The following is a 19,852-nucleotide window of genomic DNA, read 5'->3' on the forward strand; positions in this document are numbered from 1 at the left end:
GGCTGAGGTCCGCCGGCGCGGCATCACCGTGCGGATCGCCCGCAAGAAGATCGAGTCCTCACAACGCCTCGGCCGCCACCGCTGGGTCATCGAGCGCACCATGTCGGCTCTTCGAAGTTAGACGGGGTTGAGGTGTCCGCGGTGGTGTCGGGTGGTGGCGGTGCGGGTGCGTAGCCGCTGGTTCTCGGGGTTTCGGAAGCCGTAGGCGCCGCGGGCGACGGTCTTGATGACCCGGTTGGTGCCTTCGGAGCCGGCGTTCGTGATTCCGGTGGTCAGGAACGCGTGGATCTGCGGCCACCAGGTTTCGATGGTGGTGGCGAGCCGGTGCAGTTCGGGCAGGTCGGAGGCGGCGCAGCGGGTGTAGAAGCGGCGCAGCAGCCGGTGGACGTGTTCGCGGTTTGGCTGGGTGCGGGCGGTCGCGAGCAGGTCGAGCAGGTCTTCTTTCACGTTCCACGCGGCCAGGATCGGGGCGCCGATCGCGATGGGCAGGGCTTCGAGGGTGTCGACGAGGCGGTCGACGTGCTTGCCGCTCATGCGGGCGGCGGAGCGGGTCAGCCGGTTGCGCATGCGCCATTCCGGGTCGCTGCCACGGCCGCGGCGACCTCGGTGACCGCGCGGTTGGCCAGTTGCACGAGGTGGAAGTGGTCGACGACCAGCAGCGCGTGGGGCAGTATCTGCCGGATCGCGGCCTTGAACACGGTGCACATGTCGATCGCTACCGCTTGGACCTGCTCACGCCAAGCTGGTGGGCGTTCGCTCAGCCAGCCGGTGACAGCCGCGGTGGTGCGGCCTTCGACCTGGGCGAGCCGGCCCCTGTCCACCGGAAAGATCGACGAAGCCGACGTGCCACCGGTCCGCGGTCGTGGCCCAGGAGCCTGCCTGGGCATCCCAGCTCCAGTGGGGTTTACCCCGGCGGACCTCGTCGATCCCGAGTACGGTGACCGGTTCCGGCTCGTCCGGCAACACGGCGTTCGCGTGGGCGGTGAACGCGTCGGCGACGACAGGCCACGAGACGCCGTGATCCCGAGCGGCCTGTGCGGCCGTGCGACCTGCGTCGGCGACCGCCGCCCCGGCAGCCTGCCGTAATCGGGTGGTCAGCCTGGATCGGGCCGGGACCTGCGCTACCTGCTCAGTGAACGACTTGCGCGGACAGGCCGGGGTCGGGCAGTACCAGCGGCGCGTGCGCCAGCGCAGCCGTACCGAACGCCCGGAGACCGGCAGGTCCCGCGGCCGGGTCGTGGTCCACTGCTTCACCCTCACCGCACGCTGACCGCACTGCGGGCAGCACCGTGCCTGCTCACAACCGGTAGACAGGTCCACCACCGGGACACCCGCGGCGTCCACCTCGACCCGCTCAGCGACCAGGCCGTCCAGACCCAGCAGCCTGGTCGTATCGTTGACCATGCTCGCAGCTCTTCACTTGTGACCATCCGAACTCGACACTCAGATGATCGCCGACGGGCTGCGAGCCCTTCACGTTCGGGTCGGCTCCAGCCACGAACCCCGCTCAAGTTCGAAGAGCCACCATGTCATGGCTGATGCGCTACCGGCGCCTAATACACCGCTACGACCGCCACGCCGACCACTTCGCCGCGTTCACCACCATCGCCTGCGCCCTCATCTGCTACCGCAAACTCGTCAAGCACCCCAAATGAGACACGGGCTAACGGCAGTGTGGGTGATTAAGTGACGGCAATCAGATGCCTCTGTCGTCCTCCGCAAGATGCGACGAATCGGCTCCCGCACGGCGGTTGGAGTGTCGGGAGACCGCACTAGTGTCTGCGCGTTCGAGCGCTCGTCTGGTGGAGGGTGGGGCATGGGTAGTCGGTCCGGTGTCGCGCGGCGTGGCGCCGTCACGGATGGCGAACTCACGTTGTCGTTGGCCGCGTCCGGGGTCATGCGGTTGACAGCTTGGCCGGGGCCGGAGGACCCGCGTAACCCGTATCCGACAGCACTCCAGCTGGCGCTGGATCGGTTGACTTGGGCGTGCTGGAACGAGCGGATCGAACCCCCGCGTGGCGTCGCGGACCTGGTAAGTGAATGGTGCAGCGAACCGTTGGCACGGTGGCCGTTGGACTTGCCTGACGGCGCGGTCGGGCCCGGTGATCGGCTGCTGGTCGATGGGGAGGCGAGCGAGACCTGCCGGGACTGGGCGGTGACGAACCCGGATGTAATCAGCGAGGTGATGGAAAGCCGGTTCATGTCCGATGTTCGTGACACCTGCAGGGGGTTGGGTCGCCGGGGCCAGGAGGTGTACGTCCGGCTGCGGCGGCTGATGGTCGATGAGCCGGTGCTGTCCGCAGTCGAGTTGTTGAAGCGCCGAAACCAGTTCCCCGACGTGCCGGCGTGGTCACAGTGGCTCGGCGAGGCGTACGTGCCGGTGACCGCCAACGAACTGGATGGGGCGTCGGTGGGTGTGTGCCGCCGATGCCGGCAGCTGACGAGACCGGCGAGCGGCGGCTGGCGCTGCGCGACGCCACGATGTCGTCGACTGACCCGACCGGCCGCCGTCACCGTGCGCGAGGCGAAGGGTGTGGTGCGGCTGCGCGCCGACCTGGTGACCTACGTGAGCCTCCCTGGTCGGGTGGAGGCCGATCTGGTGAAGACGCTGGAACGGGCCGGGGCGACGGTGTACTGGTGGCCCGATGTCGACGCCTACGACCTGCTGGTGGTCTGGCCGGACGGGCGACGGTGGGCCGTTGACGTCAAGGACTGGCGTAGCCCGTACCCACTGGCCCGGAAACTGCGCCCGCTGCCGACATACCGGCGCGGGCACGAGTACGCCTGGGATGAGGGATTCATCGTGATTCCGACCGACCGGGTCAACCAGCGGCGCGGTTACCTGACCATTCTGCGCCGGCACAGCGAGGCGCTGCGCACCCACCCGGAGCTGGAAGCGGTGAGCGTCAAGCAGTTGAAGGAACGGATCCCGGAGGGTTGCCGTGGCGCGTAACCGCAGCGAGTGGCGCGACGACCTGACCCAGCGGCTGAAGCAGGCCGTCCGGGCGCGCGGCTGGAACGTGAACGTGCAGCAACTGGTGACCGTAGAGCTGGTACTGGCGTTGCTGGAGATGGTGGCGCCCGGACAGCCGGCGGTCGCCGGATCCGCGCTGCTCCGCGGCTACCGCTTTCTGCCTGTTGACGAGGCCGGCGAGCAGGCGCTGCGTATCGCTGGTTGGTTGGTCGGCGACCTCAAGTCGGAGCCAACCTGGCGGGAGGCCCTTGATGAGTACCTACGCATGCCGGAACAGCTTCGCGCGTTCCTGCTCGACAACGCTGAGGACATCCCGAAGCAGCGTACGCCGCCGCTCGTGGCCGACCGCGAAGCGGACTACGCCGGTGCGTTGCGCACCCTGCCTACCCACCGAACGACCGTCATGCCAGTCGCCGAGGCCGGGCAGCAATACATCGTCACCTCCGACGGCGGCGAGGAGAAGATCACGATCCCGTTGAGTCTGCCGCCTTTCGCGCCGGTGCCCGCCCATGACGTGCCGCGCCGGCTGCGCCGCCGTCCAGTGCGATTGACCTGGTGCCAGCTGGTGGACTTCGCCGCCGTCCTCGATACCGAAGACGCCGATGCGGGACGGGACCCGCAGCACTGGCACGACCGGATCGTCGACGTGACCCTGGCCCTGCGCGCGGCGGACAACAGCTTCCATCCCGCCGACGAGATTGACCTCGCCCAGATGCACCACATTGCCGGCATGGTCGGTGCTCGCAAGAGCACCTTGATGGACTTGCTGGCCATCTGGGCCGGGCGCAAGGGCCACCGGGTCACCATCATCGTTGCCGACGTGGTGGCCGTCTTGACCAGGGTCGAACTGTATCGCCGCTACCAGGTCACGGCGGCACCGGTCCTTGGCGCCTCCGGCCGTGGCCGACACATCCAGCAGCTACACCGGCCGGGAGCACGCCGCGTCGACGGGCTGACCTCGATGGGCAACCCGATGCTGGCCTGGGCGTCGTCGGCGTGCGCGTTGAACGTGCACCGGTCCGAACCACGACCCTGGCACCTGGACCAGGCGCCGTGCTTCCGGCTGGGCCAGGAACAGGTCGGGCCGCGTGGCGGAAGCCAGGTCGTGCAGCATGTGTGCCCGCTATGGGCGGGGTGCCAGCGGCACGAGGCGTCGCGAGCCTTGGTGCAGGCGCAGGTGTGGGTGAGCACCCCAGCCGGGCTCGTCTACAGTCGTGTACCCGCGCCGGTTACCGACGTTGATCTGCGCTACCTGGAACTGGCGTGGCTACTCAGCGACCTGATCATCGTGGACGAGGCCGACCAGGTCCAGACTCAGCTGGACGGGATGTTCAGCCCGAGCCAGACGCTGACTGGTGAGGGCAACGATGCCTGGCTGGACGTCGTCGACACGGCCAAGAACCGCGAGATCCGCGGCAAGGGCCGCGGACCCGTCAGGGACCCGAAGGTTGCCCGGTGGAGCAACCTGGTCGACACGGCCGACACCCTCGGCACCCGGATCTACCACCTGCTTGGCACCTCCTCACACCTGCGCAGCTGGGTCGGCGACGGCTACTTCAACGAATGGACCCTCGGGGTGCGGCTGGCGGCACGATTCGCCCGGGTGCCAGTCGACGATGCGGACCGGGCCGAGGGGGAACCGCCGTACCGGATCGATGAGACGCTGGCAGCGTCGTGGCGGGCCAGCTTCGCCAAGTGGTCGCTGCGACCGGCGGGCAGAAAGCGGATCGACGATGGCCGCGCGGACGAATTGCGGCAGCTGTGCAACGAGAGCGCCTACGACAGCGACAAGGACATGACCGACGCGATCCGGGAGTGGCTGGCCGGCCGCAGCGACATCCACGGCCTGCACGACCGCGACGAACTCACTGTGCTGGCCATGCGGCTGCAGTTCACCCTGCTCGTCGGGATGCTCGCCAACCGGGTCAGCAGCATTACCGGCCAGTGGACCGAGGTGGAAGGGCCACTGCGCATGCGCGGGCACAGTTCCAGCCTCGTGCACCGGCCACCGGTCGAGTACGTCGCGATGGTGCCGGACTCGCCGATGGGTAACCTGATCGGCTTCCAGTACCAGCACGACGACGAGGCGCACCCGGACCGGATGGGATCGCTGAGGTTCTTCCGCTGCAACGGCATCGGCCGGTGGCTGCTACTCAACCTGTCCCATCTGTACGCCGACAGCGACAACCCGCCGGTCGGAGTGCTGATGATGTCAGCCACCAGTTGGGCTGGCTCGTCGCCGCGCTACGACGTGCAGGTGCCCGTCACCGGCGTACTGATCGCCCCGTCCAGCGAAACCAGTGGCATCGCCGACAGTGCATTCCACTTCAGCCCGCAGCGGTACGGCGACCATGACGCCACCAAGATCCGGGTCTCCGGTGCACCGCAAGAGCTACGCGCTGCCGCGCTCGCCGCACTCGTACACCAACTCGCCCGCATCCGTGACGACGGCCTGGGCCCGCAACCCAGCCACCTCGAACAGCAGCGCGACGCCCTCGCGCCGAACCGGCAACGGATCATGCTGCTCGTCGGCAGCTACGACGAGTGCGAACAGGTCGAGACCGAACTGCTGCGTACCCGACCTGACTGGATAGGCCAGGTGATCCGGCTCGTCCCCGACGACGCCAGCTACACCCACCAGTGGACCGGCCGTACCTTAGCCCGCGGCAGCGTCGCCGACCTGCGGCACACCAACGCGTGGCTCCTGATCGCCCCGCTGCTCGCAGTCGAACGTGGGCACAACATCCTCAACAGCGACCGTGTCGCCGCTCTCGGCGCGGCCTACTTCCTGGTGCGCCCGCACCCGCGACCGGATGACATCTCCTACCACGTGCAGGACATCAACCGGTGGGGCGTCGACCAGATCGCCGCCGGCCTACCCGAGGCCGGCGCACTGGAACGTCCGATCCATGAACGCGCCCGGATATTCCGTGGCGTCGCCGGGGCCCGATGGCGCGACGCGCTCGCCCACCCGTTGATGGTGTCGCAGATGGACGACATCGAGCAAGACGCGTTCATGTGGACCCAACTCGTCACCATCTGGCAGGTGATCGGCCGGCTCGTACGAGGCGGCCAATCCGCCGTCGTGCACTTCTGCGACGCCGCGTTCGACCCGGCCAGCGACACCAGCCTGCTCACCGGAATGTACCGGGTACTGGATCGAGCGATGTCCGGCACCGGCGCGCACGCACGCGACGCCTACCTCGCCACCACCCTGTACCGCCCCCTACATCAGGCCCTTCGTAGCCTTCTGGAGCCTTACCGTGCGCTATGACCTGATCCAGCAGCTCGCTTTCCCCATCGACCCAGCGACACTGGGCGGCATCCTGCGCCCCTACCAGGCGTGCACCTTCCCCAGCGCGTGGAAGGCTGCCCTTGCCCGCACGCTCTACCCGGACCGCAGCGACGACGACATCCGACGCGGTGTGCCGCTGTGGTCCTTGACCACCGCGTTTGCCGCGTTCCAGCCCGACATCATCGTCGATGGCAACGGCGGAGGGCAACGATTCTGGCTCGGCGGAGCCTGCCGGCCCTCCGACGATGTCCTCACCGCGCTCATCCACAGCGGCATCACCAGCGTCGTCCACGCCCAGGCCCGCCGTTATCCACGTCGCGGCATCAGGGTCGACGGGCTACCCGATCTACTTGCCGGGATCAACCCCTCCACCGACCTGGACTGGCGACAGGTTCCCCTTCTCGCTGACGACGGACAGTTCACCGAACACACTTTCCGCCTCTTGCCCGATCTCATCGCCGCTCACCTCGCCGAGCAGGAGTGGGCTGTCGACCACGGTGGTGTGGCCACCTCACGATTCCAGCGCATCGCCACCGCCGATGGTGCTGAACTCATGTCCTGGCCCCCGCGCGACCATCCCCGCCGTACACGCCGCTGGTCGTTCTCCTACGTGGTCCGGCTCAGCGTGCAGACCATGCCCGCCGATCCGACTCCTTACCTGTACGTCCACGTCGGGCTGAGACGTTGGGCCAGCCGAAAAGTGTTCCTGAACAACAACGACCGGGCCCTGTCTGTCGCTGTCAAAGCCCCTAACACCTGGGACGACGGCCCGCTACCGCCGCTGATCGCCCGCGCCCGGCTGCAATGGCGCCCTGGACCGAAAGACAAGAAGGAAGGACGGATGGACTGGACCGACGACATCGTCGAGGTCCTGTCCCGGCTCCATGGCGTCGCTCTGCCCGATCCGGCAAAGCTCTGCGCCGACCCGCTCGCACACCTGCCCCAACCGGGCACGTCCGCTATCGGCGGCTTCGAGGCCGGCGTCTTCTACCGCACCGGCTTCGCCCACAAGCATCCCGTCGGTGACGGCGTATCCGCCAAAGACCGCTGGCGGATTTTCGACAACCTCGCTGACGCCCTTCGCCCGCACCTCACCCCAAACGGCCTCACGACACGTGCCCACGGGGTCACCGTGTCGCCTCGCCCACCAGCAAAGAAGGACGGCATCCGCATCCCCACCACCGCGGTTGCCGCCGCCGTCGGCCGGAACATCACCATCGAGGTGTGGTGGCAGACAAGCATCATCCGCGACGAAGCCCTCGCCGCGATCAGCCGCACCCTCCAAATGCCCGCGCTCGAACCAACCGGCACCGACGGCTCCTGGCGTACCGCCAACGACCACCTGACCGTCACCGTTCACACCCGGGAACTCGGTGCCCTCGCCAGCGACCTCGATATCAACAAGGAGATCACGAAGAAGGCGGACCGATACCGCGACGCCGCCTCCCGCCGCATCCGGCAGGTCAACGACTGGATCGCACCCCACCCCACCAGCCAGCCGACCTTTGTGCTCGTGGAGCTCGACGACGACAAGGCATTCACCGTCGAAACCGACCCCAAGTTCGTGCTCCGGACCGCCGCCGGCCGCAACGGCCGCAATACCCAGTTCCTCACCCCCACCAAGGACGGCGAAACCGACGCCAACCGCACGACCCGCATCGAACAGTCCCTACGCGAACTGCTCGTCCGTCAAGCCGGTGTTCCCGCCCGCGCGACCCGGCTCGGCCTCGACGACCACCCGCTACCCGACACCACCCGGGTGGTGGCCATCTGGCTCATCCGCAAGAACGGCCTACAGACCAGTTCCTTCCCGATCGCCGTGTGCTGCGACCCCCGCCAGCCCGTCATCAAGGCACGTCTCTTCGGCGAACGTACCTGGCGCCCAATGCGCGAAGCGCTCCTTGCGCTCAGCGCCCTACAGAACGAGCACGCCCTCGTCCCCGCCAAAGCCGCCGCCGAGTTCATCGCCGACGTCATCGATCAACTCGGTGACCTCGACGGACCCACGCTCCTGATCAACCTCGCTCAGAACACCCGCGGCGTGTGGAAGACAACCGCCAACACCAACATCCGCATCGACAGCCTCGCGACCACCACAGAAGCGCATGTCCCGGCAGCGCAGCATCCGCACGTACGCTACGTGCGAGTCCGCACCAATCTCAGCCAGGAAACGACCCAGCACTACGCCTACGCCGAACACAAGGTCGAAGAAGACGACGGCACCACCTCCACCATCAAGATCATTGGACTCAGCGCCGGCCTGTGGCAGCCAGCAACCAGCCACGGCCGCACCTTCCTCAGTACCCCCGACAAGCCCGCCACAGCCTCCGGCAGCTCACCGAAAGGCTCCCGGATCGAGATGCGTCGCGCCCGCCGCAAAGACGGCACTGAACACGACGTCCTCGATATCGCCTCAGATGTGTGGAACCCCCAACTCGTCGAGTTCTTCGTCGGCGCCCTGCAACAGGACGACAAGCCCGCCGCGTGGGCCGCTGCCGCACACCAGTACCGCTACGTCGCAGCCCACTACGACGACCCGACCCTGCTCCCACTCCCAATGCACCACGGTCACCGCGCCGGCGAATACCTCCTACCTGGACACCTGCTCGACGACGCGATCAGCGAACCGACGTGAACCAGCCCGGAGGCAAACCACTCGCCCTTCTGCCGACAGCGGGCCGATGGAAGCCGGGCCGAGAGATCTACCGGTCGTCCGGCTGGCCTCGCTTCGACCGCCACGCGTCCGGCAGCTTGTCGGTGCGCTCCATCGCGATCTTGGCCCCCACGGTCGCCCTCGCCGGCGGACTCGGAAGAAGCGACACCCTGCTGGTTCGAACAAATGATCCAACTTTGGGCTACCGTACATGCGTGACCGCTCGCGACGCCTCACCCGACCCACGCTGGTTGACGCCGCGGCAGCGACAAATCCTCACAATGATTCGTGAGTGGGTCGCGCAGCATGGCTATCCGCCGACCGTACGGGAGATAGGCGTGGCCGTCGGTCTCGGTTCGCCCTCATCGGTGACCCACCACCTGAAGGCACTCGAACGACACCGCCTGATTCGTCGGACTCCAGGCGGACCGCGAGCGGTCAACGCCCGCCCGATGACCGGCCGCGATCCGTCGAGCGAGTCTGAGGCACGACGCGAGACGATGATCCCGCTACTGGGAGTCATCGCCGCCGGCGCGCCGATCCTTGCCGAGGAGCATGTTGAGGACGTTCTGTCCCTGCCGGCTGACCTCGTCGGTCGGGGCACGCTGTTCGCATTGCGGGTGCAGGGCGACTCCATGGTCGACGCGGGCATCGCCGCTGGTGACGTCATCGTGGTACGTCAGCAAGCAACGGCCGACAGTGGCGACATCGTCGCCGCCATGCTCGACGGCGAAGCGACCGTCAAGCAGTACCGAATCCGTGACGGCAGGACCGAACTCGTCCCCCATAACCCGCGCTATCCAGTGATCCCCGCAGATCAGGTGATCATCCTCGGCAAAGTCGTATGTGTGCTTCACCGCTGGTGAATCCGCCAGTCCGCGTTCCCCTTCCCGGAGCCAGCAGCCGTGTGGACAGGCTGTGGCGATGCCGGGATGTCGTACAGCTCGGAGAGCGTGGCTCGCCGAACCCAGCGATCTGGGCTGGCGATCCCAGCGATTGCCGTGGCGGTACGCGATGCTTTCGGCCAGATCAGTTCGAAAGGGGCGACGTGAGTGATCTTGGCGAGCAGGCGCAGAACAGGCTGGGGATGCTCGCTGACTACTTCGCCCGGCCCGTGCGGATTGATGGATATGAGGAGATCGCTTCGGGCCTCTTGACGAGTATCCCGTTCACCCGCGATGAGCGCTGCGGAGGAAATCCCTCGCGATCCTGAGCGATCTGACTCGCTGTGCAGCGACTCGGCCGAACCAACGGGGTCGGAGGTTGAGAAGCAAGACCCGTTCGGGGGTCCCTTCTCGCACATGGTAAGCGCAGGATCGGGCAGGGTAGCGGACAGCTCGCAAGGCTCGCCGTTCCACTGTCGACCCGACGGCGATCACCTTCTCGGGAAGAGAATATTGCTCATTGAACGCCTCGTGCTAGACAACTTTCAATGCTTCGGGCCGGGTCTGCACAAGGCGGGTGAGCACACCAGCGCCGAACTGGCAGAGCTGTTCGGCGTAGCTCGCTCGACGGTCTACCGCGCACTGGAACGCGCCGCTACGGCGGGGACCGCAGCGGCTCGATGAGGCAACCGCCGGTCGTCGGCTTGACGACCGGGCGGTTGCAGCGCGATGGCGGCCGGACGAGGCGAATGGAACGCGAGCTCATCCGCGAACGCGCCCTGGACGGCCTGCGGGCCGCAGCCGCGCCCAGGTTGCCGGGGTGGGCGTCCCGTCGCCTGTGACGATGACGTCCTGGCTGTCGCTCGCGCCCGACAACAGCGTGGAGAGTCCGTTACCGCCATTGCTAAACACCTCGGCATCAGCCGATCCATGCTCTGCCGAGCTTTGCAAGGGGGCGCTGGGTTATGGGCTGTTGGCCCTGTTCCTGCGGTAGCCGGCGAGGAGCCGGGGTATCGTCACCCAAACTTCGCCCGATCCAGCCTGACGTTCCTGCCGACCGGCGGGCCGCGCCCCACGCCGCACCCCCAGGCTCCGGTGAACGTACATACATCGTTAGCTGAACGAACCAGAGATGCCCACCGGTTCGGGCTGGTTGACTGCACTACCATGCACTGGAATATATCCAGATGTGTTGATAGTTTGGTTCCAATAGAAGTGCTAAGGGGAAAGAGGTAGCCGATGCTCAGACGTCGATCAAAATCACTGCTTCTCGCAGGACTTGTAAGCGCGGCGCTCATCTTAGCGCCGGCCACCCCGGTAATCGCGAGCGGCAACGCACCCACACCGGCTTCTGCCGTTTCCGCCTCACAAGCTAGCTACCAGTTGAGATCCCCGTCGATAGCACCGCTAGCTACTTGGGTTCCCTGGGACGGTTTTCACATCACGACGCTGGAAAAGTGCCTAGCGCGAAAGCAGTATATTAGCCAGACCTTCCAAATCCCCCTGTCGGCCCTCAGGTGTGTAGAGGAGGGCTTGCCTCCCTGTACGTATTGGATACTCGAAGTGGATGCAGATCGCGCTCCTGCGGCTCGCATTGAGGGTAGAACAAGAACTGCCTCGGAGTCTGTTGCATGTGGTTAGGAAATGCGTGAGACCGGGGATGCTCGGTGAGTAGCTCGTGGCTGCCCCTGGTCGTTGACGAGGGGCAGCCAGCCCGTGCAGAGGGACTGCTGATTCGGCTCGGCCATGCGGTACTTCTCATCCCAGACGGCGGAACGGTGGTCACCTCCGACAGCGAAATTGTCGCTACGTCGACTCCGGTGGAACTATGTGTGGTTGACTCATCGATTGACCTTGACCGCTTAGAAAGCCAGACAGTTGTGGCTCAAGGCGCCTGGACGGACCGCAAGCTGGCGATCGATGACGCGAGCAGTCTCATTGTGCGACCCGAGGCCGCTGTCGTTGCCCGCAGAGCCGACGATGCCGCCTCGTCCTTTACCGGGCAGGCGCTTCACAAACAGCTTCGGTGTAGGCCGCCTGTCGAGCGTTCCCTCTTGGAGGACGGTCACCTGCTGGACCTGTGGACGGCCGATCGAGGGGCTGGCGATGAACGGCACATCGCGCTCGCCACGGATGTCGCAAAGGTCCGCGCAGCCCTTGCCCCGCTGTTCGGGGAGTCGCTGGTGGTTATCGAGAGTCGGTGGACCGAGGGCATGTTTCGTGAGATCGAGGCGGTATTGGGTGAAAGTGGACTCGTCGCGAGTTCGGGTCGGGAGGTTGGAGCGGATTTCCAGATGAAGGTGACTGTGACGCTGCTGCACCTTCCCACGCGGCTAGCCCGCCGTCTGGAGCAGTTTCCGGCCGAGGCCTTGGCGCTCAGGCTGCTCGTAATGCCGGCCTGAGCTCAGGGCCCCGGCGTTACGCCGGGCCCGCGGGCGTCGGGGTCGCGCAGGGGCCGGCGGCCGCCGGCGAGTTCGGGCAGTGCGAACGAGTAGTGGCCGTGCACGTTGTCGACGACGAATCGTAGCGGTGAGGCCGACAAACCCGCGCGGCCACGTGGCCACGCCGCCGTGCTGCCAGAGTTGTTCGAGGTGCCCGCGCAGCTGGCCGGGCCGGCGTCCACCGGCCCGGTCGGCAATTAGCGCAGCGGCTCCAGACCGTCCTCGTCGTCCTCTTCGGCTGGGTCCTCGGTCGTTGAGGGCCAGGACCTCGCGCAGCCAGCCCAGTTCGTCGGGGTAGAGCGCCACGGTGGTCCACCTGCGGATGGCCGCGTCGTCATCGAGGTCGTCGTCGCCGTCGTAGACGCCAGGCAGCTTGACGGCGATCCAGATGTCGTCGCCGAGCAGCTGCTCGGCCGCGCGCAGCCGCACCACGGTGGGATCGGTGGTGAGGCTGTGCTGGGGGTCGAGGTCGTCAAGGTCGATACCGTGCTCGCTGAGCATGTCGTGTTCGGCGGTCAGCCCGGCGGTGCAGACCACTGCCAGGTGCGGGCGCTGCTGTGCCGGGGCGTGGGTGCCGTCGGCCAGGTTGGCGTAGGTGTCGAACGCGGCCCGCGGGTGCATGTCCAGCAGCTCGCCGATTGCCCACCAGTCCAGGCCTGCGGCGAGGGCGTCACGTACGACGCTGCGGTGCAAGTGCCCCGCTTCGTCGGTGGCCCTGTGGGCCTGGGTGAAGGCTCGGGTGAGGTTACCGGCTGCGGCCGCCGCGGCCGCCGCGTTCAGGGCGTCGGTGAGCGTGGCGCTGTGCTGGTCGCGGAACACGCCGGTGTAGGCGCCGGTGCGCATCATCGGGGCTGCCCCTCGCTGGTCTCGGTGGCCGGTGGTGTGCCGGCGCCATCATCGCCGGTCGCGGCGGCGGCTGCGCGCAGGGCGAGCCGGTTGTTCATGTTGAGCCGGACTTCGCCGTACGGGGCGATGTTGGACCAGAACAGCGGGGTCAGCCCGCGCCGGTCGGCCGGGGTGAGTTCGACCAGGCACTCGTCGAGGACGTCCTGGACCATCAGAGTGTTGACGTACACCACGTGTAGCTGACCTGCCGCTTCACGACGCGGTCCTAGCGCTGCGGCCGAGGGCCTGGGCGACGGTGGCGTCCGGCGCTCGCCGCAGGGTGCGGGTGCGAGGAGCGCCGCAGGGAGTGGAAGTCCAGCCCGGGATCCAGCCCGAGTGCGTCGCGGTAGGCAGCCAGCCGCTTGTTCAGGTGCTGCACGCACACGCGCGGCGCCCGCTCCGAGGGCCAGGCCGCCGGGTTGCCGTCAACGCCGAACAGCGGCCGGACCTCGGTGAGCCACTGCCCGACGATCTCGGCCACCCACTCCCACACCGTCAACACACTGCGCCGCTTGGGCGGTGAGCCCTTCTTCGCCTTGCCGTGCCTGACGTAGAGCACGCCGTACTCGCCGTACTCCGGGCCGTCCGGGTTGCGGTCGAAGTCGACCGCGTCGAGGATCCGCACCTCGTTGCGGCGCAGCCCGTAGCCGTAGGTCGCCTTCAGCACGGCGGCGTCCCGGAACGCCGACAACCAAGCGTCTGTCCTTGCGGGCGCCGTCTGTTTAGAGAGCCCAGGCTTTTGCCAGCCTCGACGGCATATAGCGCCCCTCCGAGCGATCTGCCCTCTCCGCGAGTGCGCAAGCTGTATAGGCTTGAGTGCACCTCAGTCCCTCAATGGAGTGGCGCGGACCTGCCGCAGCTGGGAAAGGAGCAGTAGCCGTTGGCTCCCTGGATGTAGGGGTGGCTCTGGCCGGTGTTCGACGAGCCTCGTGCGGTGGGGCGATGTTTGGTGTTTGAATCCGGTCCGGTGGTCGGACTAATTTTGTCCGGCTGTCGGACTAGCCCTAGTTCTGTGGCCGAACCAGCTCCCGTTAGTGCGGGAACTCGAAGACGATATGCGGTCCTTGCCTTCTTGCGGCGAGCGTCATCCACCTTCGGCCTGAATCGTATGACCCAGCCCAACTCCTCAAGCCGGTTCAGCCAGACAGCGATTGTGGAGCGGGCCATTCCTGTTGCCCGTTCCAGGTCTGTCAAGCTCGGTGAAAACCTCGGCGGGATCACCGCGGTTGAGGTATCTGTCCAGGTCAAGAGTGTGAGGATAAGGTGGCGCCCAGAAGGGCTGAGGCGGCAATCAGCGTCTCGAACTGCGCGCTCCACGGCCCATCGCTCTACCATGCAATACATCCTTCCCCCGTCGCCGCGTGTGGTCGGCGGCCCTGATCCCGCTTGGCGCTTGAGTCTCGTGACCGTAGTGGTGGGTTCCTGTTCTGGCCAGGCGCGGAGTCGCTTGTCGAGCGGGCTTGGGTGCTCGACTGCGACGGTGACCTGCGGTTTCGGCCTCGGCGGAGATGCGGCCACGATTGGCTGCATCGGTTGGTGATTCGGGCCGGCTGGCAACTGGAAAGGCAGTTGCAGGCGGGCAGCGTGGACGCGCTCAACCGTCGTCGACGGTTGAGGAGGAGCGCTCGTCAGCCTGCTGCCGGGGCTCGTCGATTGGCGTGGGTCTCTTCGGCTACTGGGCTGCGGACAGCCTTAATTACTCGGCTGTGTGTCCGTGCTTCCTCGTGGGCGAGTCGGGTGGAGTTTGCGCGGCTTGCTCCATGGTCAGGATGTTCTGGATGATCGCGGCGATGCCTTCGCGTGCTCCGGGCGAGAGCTTTTCGATGGACCGTGTCAGCACCTGTACCTCGGCGCTGCTCTGCGATGGGTCTAGGAAGAAGGCTGGCCCGACGCCGAAGAACTCGGCCAAGGCCGTCAGTGTCGCGGCTGTCGGATTGTTGTGCTCGCCCGTGCGCAGTCTCCGCAGGGTCTCCGTAGAGATGCGATGACCTCGGGCTTTCAGCGCCTCAGATATCTCGGCGTCCGTGTACGGACCACGGCCTTTTGGGTGGTGGTGGGCATACAGGTATCGAAGCCGGTCTCTAATGAGTGCCGAGCCGGAGCCACCTGGTGGGTCCTCGTGCGGTGCCGCCATGACGCCCCAGACTACGACTAGAGTTGGTCAGAACCCAACTTTGTGTGGAACTTCCACGTCAGCTGTGCTTAACTCTCAGTGCCCGAGCCACACCAAGTTGGATGAGTGCCAACTTGGTGGGTTGAGGGTAGCGCATCGGTCGGCCTCGCTGGAGGGGGTTGTGGGGCTCCGATTCGCTTCGATCGGGGACCGCGAAGCCTTGGGGTGACGCGGTTCCTGATGGCCTGCTCGTGTGGTCGACGTCCAGGTCGTGACAGTAACGGGGGACCGGCCCGCGGCGGAGCTTTCTCGTCGTCGCTGGTCAGTGCTGTACGGCAAGCCTTCGGGGGAGGCGGACGTGTCGGATCCATCGACTGACCCAGCAGGCCACCTCGCCAGCACCGGGACTTCTTCGGAGGTGTCGGTCACCGGCGAGCGAGGGACGCTGGCGGAGCGGGCGATGCTCGCTCCGCCAGCCGAACCCGACGAGCCGGCGGGGCTTGGCGTAAGTGTGAAGAGTGTCGGGCCGTGGTGGGCTCCAGGCGTGGCGCGGGGGCCACGGGAGATCCCTCGGGAGTTCGGTGGCGGCAGCCTGGCTGAGTCGCTGTGGCTGCGCGCTTCGTCGCTGCGCCCGGGCTGCCCCTTGGTGAGCGTCTCGTCAGCCGATGGCGGTGTCGGGCGTTCGACTCTGACGGCGGCGCTCGGTGGTGTCCTGGCGCTCGCGAGTCCAGCTCCCATCATCGCGGTGGATGCGACCGCACGTGCGTGGGGCGGGCTGGGTCACCGCGTGGTCCGAGGCAGTGTGGCTTCGGCGTGGGACGCGAGCGTCGCGGAGACGAAGCTGGCTGACCCGCTGGTCGCCGAGGAACTGATGCAGCGAGGGCCAACTGGTCTGCGCGTTCTGGTCGGTGAGAGCAAGATGACGGCGCAGCGGCGTCCTCCCACGTGGTCGGAGATGTTCGGTGTTATCGGCCATCTGCGGTCGGTGTACGCCATGGCGTTGCTGGATCTTCCTGCGGCGGACAACACGCCGACGTGGCGGGCGTTGGGGTGGGCGACCGTGCCGGTGCTGGTGACCCGCGCCACCGTCGATGGCCTACAGCACACCATGCGGCTGCTGGCGCATCTCAAGGCAGCGGGACTGGACCAGGTGGCGGAGTCCGCGGTGGTGGTGGTTATGACGACCACCCACTCCACCGCGCGGGAGGTTCGCGCGGTCGAGCACCTGGCGCGCCAGGCGGCGACGCATCTCGTCCGCGTGCCCTTCGACCCGGTTCTCGCCCGTCCTGACCCGCTCGATCCGCGGTCGCTGAGTAAGGCCACACGAACGGCGTTGACCGAGGTCGCCGCAGCGGTTGTCGACCGCTGTCCCGCTGCCCCTGACCCGCTCGAGGGGGCTTCTGTCGCCTGAGGGCGGCGACTTCACACGGGGAGGAACTTGTTGTGATCGTGCACTGGGTAGCTGCCGCGTTGACGGCGCGGGCACCTGCGGTGGTGGCGGTGCTGGCACCCGATCCGACGCCAACGCCGTCCGGCGGGGGGTTCGACTTCGGCCGGATCAGCCCTGACCCTGCGGCTGTCCCGCGCTCGGATCTGTTCTACAAGCTGGCCAACGCCGCGCTGTTCCTCGGCGTGATTTCCGCGGTGGCGGGCCTGGCGGCGGGTGCGATTGCGTTTGGGATCGGACCGATTTTCGGTGCTCACATCATCAGTGATCGAGGTAAGTCGATGATGTGGAAGGCCGGTCTGGTGGCGATCGTCGTGGGCTCGGCGACGTCGATTATCGCGTTCCTGCTGAGCGAGATCTAGGAGGTGTCTCGCATGCGGGAATCGGCTTACAAGACGACCGACGGTCGGCGCGGTACGACGACGGTGCTGCTGCTCATCTTCGCCGTCGTGGTCGCGGGGACGGCGGTCTTCGTTGCGGGGCGCGCCAGCGCACCCGAACGGGCTGCGGTCGGCGGCTACAGCGATCGTCTCGTCAGGGGGGTGCCGGTCGGCTTCGCCGGCACGCCGCGTGGAGCGGGGGATGCGGCGGCGGCGTACGTGGTGGCGGTGTCCGCCGCGGCGGGCCGTTCGGAGGTCGAGCGGCAAGCGCTGATCGACATCATCGCTGTGGACGGTTCGGGCCCGGCGGTGACCGAGATGATGGGCGCGGGATCGCCGCCGGCCGACGTTGCGGGGATCTCCCAGACGGTGGCCGCCCGGGTGTGGGTCCCCGACACGGACCTCAACGACCAGGTGCCGCAGGGCGGCGAGGTGACGGCGCGGCTGTTGGTGTGTGCGCTCACCGGGTCGATGACCGATGGCGTCGTCGCTGGCCCGGAGACGGGTCTTGCGGGTGGCTGGTTCGTGCAGTCGGTGACGGTGCGCTGGACACAGGATCGCTGGCGGGTGGTGGCGGTGCAGCGGCCGGTGCCGGTGCCGCCGCCGGATCAGCGAGGCGCCCGCCGAGACGGTGGTCCACGCGACACTCAACCGTTGCTTGAGGTGCTCGGCGTGCGTTCGTGGGTGCCGGGGACGGTTTGATCTGATGTCGTGGCTGAGCACCTGTCGACGCGCGATCGGCGTGGCTGTCGGCGTGCTGGTCCTGGTGGGCGTGGTAGCGCTGCCTAGGCCGGCCGCGGCGGCCCCGACACCGGTCCCGTCTGCCTCGGCAGCCGAGGCTTGCCCTGCGCCGACGTCTTCCGGGCAGCCGTCGCAGCCCGGTGGGGAGCAGACGGCGCCGCAGGTGAACTGGTGTCTTCCGTGGGCCCGTTGGAAAGCCGGCGACGGGTGGGTCACCGACTGCGGCAAGGCCGGGGGGGCTGTGGAGCAGGAACGCTGTGACGCGGTGTCGCTCACGGTGCAGTCACCGCCGCCGGAGGGCACACGGTCGGTCCTCGACGAGTCACTGCCGGCAGGTGGTGCTGCGCCGGTGAGGTGCGAGCGGTTCGCCGACCGCGCCGCCGAGGACGAGGGCAACGCCGATCGGTGGACGGCGAAGCAGCACCGTTGCGAGGCGGTGCGTGCGTCGCTACTGCCCTTTTCATCCCTCTTCAAGGCACCGGGCTGCAAGACGCTCGATGTGAGCTGCAAGGTCGGCGAGCAGGTCAAGGACGCCGCCCGCTCGGGGTTCGAGGGCTTGGCGGATATCGCCGTGGCGGGCTTTGCCTGGATGTTGAGCAAGCTGGCCGAGGTGGTGTTCGAGCAGTCCTCCGCGGTGCCGGACGAACCGTTTTACGGCGTCTACAACGACATCTCCGGCGTCCTGATCGTAGTGGTGCTGCTGTTCTTCCTCATCTCCACGGCCATCGGCGGACTGCGCCTAGACGGCCCCGGACCCTTGTCCAGCCTGGGTGGGCTGGTCCGGGCCATGTTCGGGATCGCGTTCGCCGGCGGGATCGCCTACATCCTGATGGCGGCGTGGGACGAGGCGACCGTGGCGCTGATCGCCCGCAACCAGCAGCGCGACTGGCAACCCAGCATGTGGGTTGACGCGCTGAATGCCCTGACCGCGGACACCGGCACGATCCTGCTGGCCTTCGTCGTCGCGGTGATCAGCGTGATCGGGCTGGTGCTGGTGTTCCTGATGCTGCTGTTCCGCTCACTGTTGGCTGCCGGCGCGGCGCTGTTCGGGGCGATGGCGATGACCGGTCAGGTGATGGCCGAGACCCGTTCATGGGGACGCAAGTGGTTCTGGACCTGCAATGCCCTGGCGTCGTCGAAGTTCTTCATCGCCGCGTTGTGGATCTACGGCACGCGCAGCGCCTACGAGAGCGACAACGTCATCAACGTGCTGCGCGGCATGTTCATCATCCTCCTGATGGTGCTGGCGCCGTGGATCCTGCTGCGGCTGACGAGCATGTGGGACGGCTACCTGGCCGACGTCGACGCTCGCGGTTTTCTGGTCTCGGCGGCCGGCGCGGTAGGGATGGACGCCACCGCGCGACGCCTGGCCGATCCGCTCAGCGGCGGGAGCGGCGGCGACACGGACGCCGCGTCCCTGATGCAGGGCAACTCCGATGCCATCCCGACGATCCCCACCAGCGATGCCGGCCCGCCCGGCGCGCGTCCCAGCGCGGTGCCCGAGGCGGTGGAGGCGCTGCAAGCTCGCGGCGACGGGGAGCAGATTGGACAGCCGAACAGTGAGCCGTGCGCTGATCAGAACGGTGGCGAGAACGCCGACGAGGTCGAGGGCATCGAGCGCGACTCCCGCACGGCTCAGGGCGATGTGGCGAAGGGGCAGCTCACCGCGCCCGGTGACGCGACTGGGCAGCCGGCGCTGCCGGTAACACCGAACGCCATCGGTGAGAAGGCCACCGGCGCGGATACCTCGGCATCCGGCAGCCCGGAGAGTGTCGACCCCGCGCCGGCAACGAGCGGCGGGGGCACAGCCACCTCGACCGGTGCGACGCCGCCAGCCGGGCCGCCGCTGCCCCCGGCGCCGACCCCAGATGTGAGCGGGCACAGCCCGTCGGGCGGAGCGGCCGATCCATCCAGCTCAGGCCAACTCCCGCAGGGCGACACCGCCGCCAGCACGGGTGCGGGTGCCGGTCGTGCGGGGGGCGCCGCCGCGGGCGGTGCCGCCGAGGTACCCATCGTTCCGGTCTAGGTGAGGAGACCAG

General features: G+C 67.5%; 16 protein-coding genes and 2 pseudogenes. 12 read left to right on the forward strand and 6 right to left on the reverse strand.

The annotated features are described in order from the left end of the window. A pseudogene (locus ACGF5C_RS26990) lies at positions 1-106 on the forward strand (IS5/IS1182 family transposase); the annotation flags it as partial. An 11-nt stretch (positions 107-117) separates the two neighbouring features. Here ACGF5C_RS26990 and ACGF5C_RS26995 read toward each other — a convergent pair. Both ACGF5C_RS26995 and ACGF5C_RS27000 read right to left on the reverse strand, forming a co-directional pair. Beyond that, positions 118-821 (reverse strand): annotated as a pseudogene (locus ACGF5C_RS26995) (transposase). After that, a complete protein-coding gene (locus ACGF5C_RS27000) occupies positions 733-1,404 on the reverse strand; it encodes a transposase family protein (protein WP_393306012.1) in 672 nt (223 codons plus the stop codon). Before ACGF5C_RS27000 ends, ACGF5C_RS26995 begins: the two are co-directional and overlap by 89 nt. 122 nt (positions 1,405-1,526) lie before the next feature. Here ACGF5C_RS27000 and ACGF5C_RS27005 point away from each other — a divergent pair, with 122 nt between their 5' ends. The 7 genes from ACGF5C_RS27005 to ACGF5C_RS27035 all read left to right on the forward strand — a co-directional run bounded on the left by ACGF5C_RS27005 (position 1,527) and on the right by ACGF5C_RS27035 (position 12,208). Further along, positions 1,527-1,655, forward strand: coding sequence for a hypothetical protein (locus tag ACGF5C_RS27005; protein WP_393306013.1), 129 nt, complete (start codon positions 1,527-1,529; stop codon positions 1,653-1,655). A gap of 161 nt (positions 1,656-1,816) precedes the next feature. Then, positions 1,817-2,953, forward strand: a complete 1,137-nt coding sequence (locus tag ACGF5C_RS27010; protein ID WP_393306015.1) for a hypothetical protein — start codon at positions 1,817-1,819, stop codon at positions 2,951-2,953. Next, positions 2,943-6,248: a hypothetical protein gene (locus tag ACGF5C_RS27015; RefSeq protein WP_393306017.1), complete on the forward strand. Its 3,306-nt coding sequence runs from the start codon at positions 2,943-2,945 to the stop codon at positions 6,246-6,248. Before ACGF5C_RS27010 ends, ACGF5C_RS27015 begins: the two co-directional genes overlap by 11 nt. Beyond that, positions 6,238-8,904, forward strand: coding sequence for a pPIWI_RE module domain-containing protein (locus tag ACGF5C_RS27020; RefSeq protein WP_393306019.1), 2,667 nt, complete (start codon positions 6,238-6,240; stop codon positions 8,902-8,904). The genes ACGF5C_RS27015 and ACGF5C_RS27020 overlap by 11 nt, the downstream gene beginning before the upstream one ends. Positions 8,905-9,137: 233 nt before the next feature. After that, on the forward strand, positions 9,138-9,788 hold the full coding sequence (gene lexA / locus ACGF5C_RS27025) for a transcriptional repressor LexA (RefSeq protein WP_393306021.1): 651 nt from the start codon (positions 9,138-9,140) through the stop codon (positions 9,786-9,788). 435 nt (positions 9,789-10,223) lie between these two features. After that, positions 10,224-10,490: a helix-turn-helix domain-containing protein gene (locus tag ACGF5C_RS27030; RefSeq protein ID WP_393306158.1), complete on the forward strand. Its 267-nt coding sequence runs from the start codon at positions 10,224-10,226 to the stop codon at positions 10,488-10,490. A 983-nt stretch (positions 10,491-11,473) separates the two neighbouring features. Beyond that, positions 11,474-12,208, forward strand: a complete 735-nt coding sequence (locus ACGF5C_RS27035; protein WP_393306023.1) for a hypothetical protein — start codon at positions 11,474-11,476, stop codon at positions 12,206-12,208. Here the strand turns inward: ACGF5C_RS27035 and ACGF5C_RS27040 are convergent. From ACGF5C_RS27040 to ACGF5C_RS27055, 4 genes are all read right to left on the reverse strand, one after another. After that, complete coding sequence (locus ACGF5C_RS27040) at positions 12,140-13,093, reverse strand: hypothetical protein (protein ID WP_393306025.1); 954 nt, start codon at positions 13,091-13,093, stop codon at positions 12,140-12,142. The genes ACGF5C_RS27035 and ACGF5C_RS27040 overlap by 69 nt on opposite strands. Further along, the gene (locus tag ACGF5C_RS27045; RefSeq protein ID WP_393306027.1) at positions 13,090-13,323 is read right to left on the reverse strand and encodes a hypothetical protein; all 234 of its coding nucleotides are present in this window, start codon (positions 13,321-13,323) and stop codon (positions 13,090-13,092) included. Before ACGF5C_RS27045 ends, ACGF5C_RS27040 begins: the two co-directional genes overlap by 4 nt. Before the next feature lie 35 nt (positions 13,324-13,358). Then, a complete protein-coding gene (locus tag ACGF5C_RS27050) occupies positions 13,359-13,823 on the reverse strand; it encodes a hypothetical protein (protein WP_393306029.1) in 465 nt (154 codons plus the stop codon). 1,005 nt (positions 13,824-14,828) lie between these two features. Further along, positions 14,829-15,041, reverse strand: a complete 213-nt coding sequence (locus ACGF5C_RS27055; RefSeq protein ID WP_393306031.1) for a hypothetical protein — start codon at positions 15,039-15,041, stop codon at positions 14,829-14,831. 850 nt (positions 15,042-15,891) lie between these two features. Between ACGF5C_RS27055 and ACGF5C_RS27060 the strand changes: the two genes are divergently transcribed. The 4 genes from ACGF5C_RS27060 to ACGF5C_RS27075 all read left to right on the forward strand — a co-directional run bounded on the left by ACGF5C_RS27060 (position 15,892) and on the right by ACGF5C_RS27075 (position 19,839). Continuing rightward, complete coding sequence (locus ACGF5C_RS27060) at positions 15,892-16,656, forward strand: MinD/ParA family protein (protein WP_393306033.1); 765 nt, start codon at positions 15,892-15,894, stop codon at positions 16,654-16,656. 32 nt (positions 16,657-16,688) lie between these two features. Continuing rightward, positions 16,689-17,054 (forward strand): hypothetical protein, encoded by a 366-nt coding sequence (locus tag ACGF5C_RS27065; RefSeq protein WP_393306035.1) that lies wholly within the window; start codon positions 16,689-16,691, stop codon positions 17,052-17,054. Between the two features lie 63 nt (positions 17,055-17,117). Next, positions 17,118-17,774, forward strand: coding sequence for a hypothetical protein (locus ACGF5C_RS27070; protein ID WP_393306037.1), 657 nt, complete (start codon positions 17,118-17,120; stop codon positions 17,772-17,774). A gap of 280 nt (positions 17,775-18,054) precedes the next feature. Then, a complete protein-coding gene (locus ACGF5C_RS27075) occupies positions 18,055-19,839 on the forward strand; it encodes a hypothetical protein (RefSeq protein ID WP_393306039.1) in 1,785 nt (594 codons plus the stop codon). Positions 19,840-19,852: the final 13 nt, after the last annotated feature.

Origin of the sequence: Micromonospora sp. NPDC047620 (genome assembly GCF_043205005.1) — a bacterium.
GTDB lineage: Bacteria > Actinomycetota > Actinomycetes > Mycobacteriales > Micromonosporaceae > Micromonospora.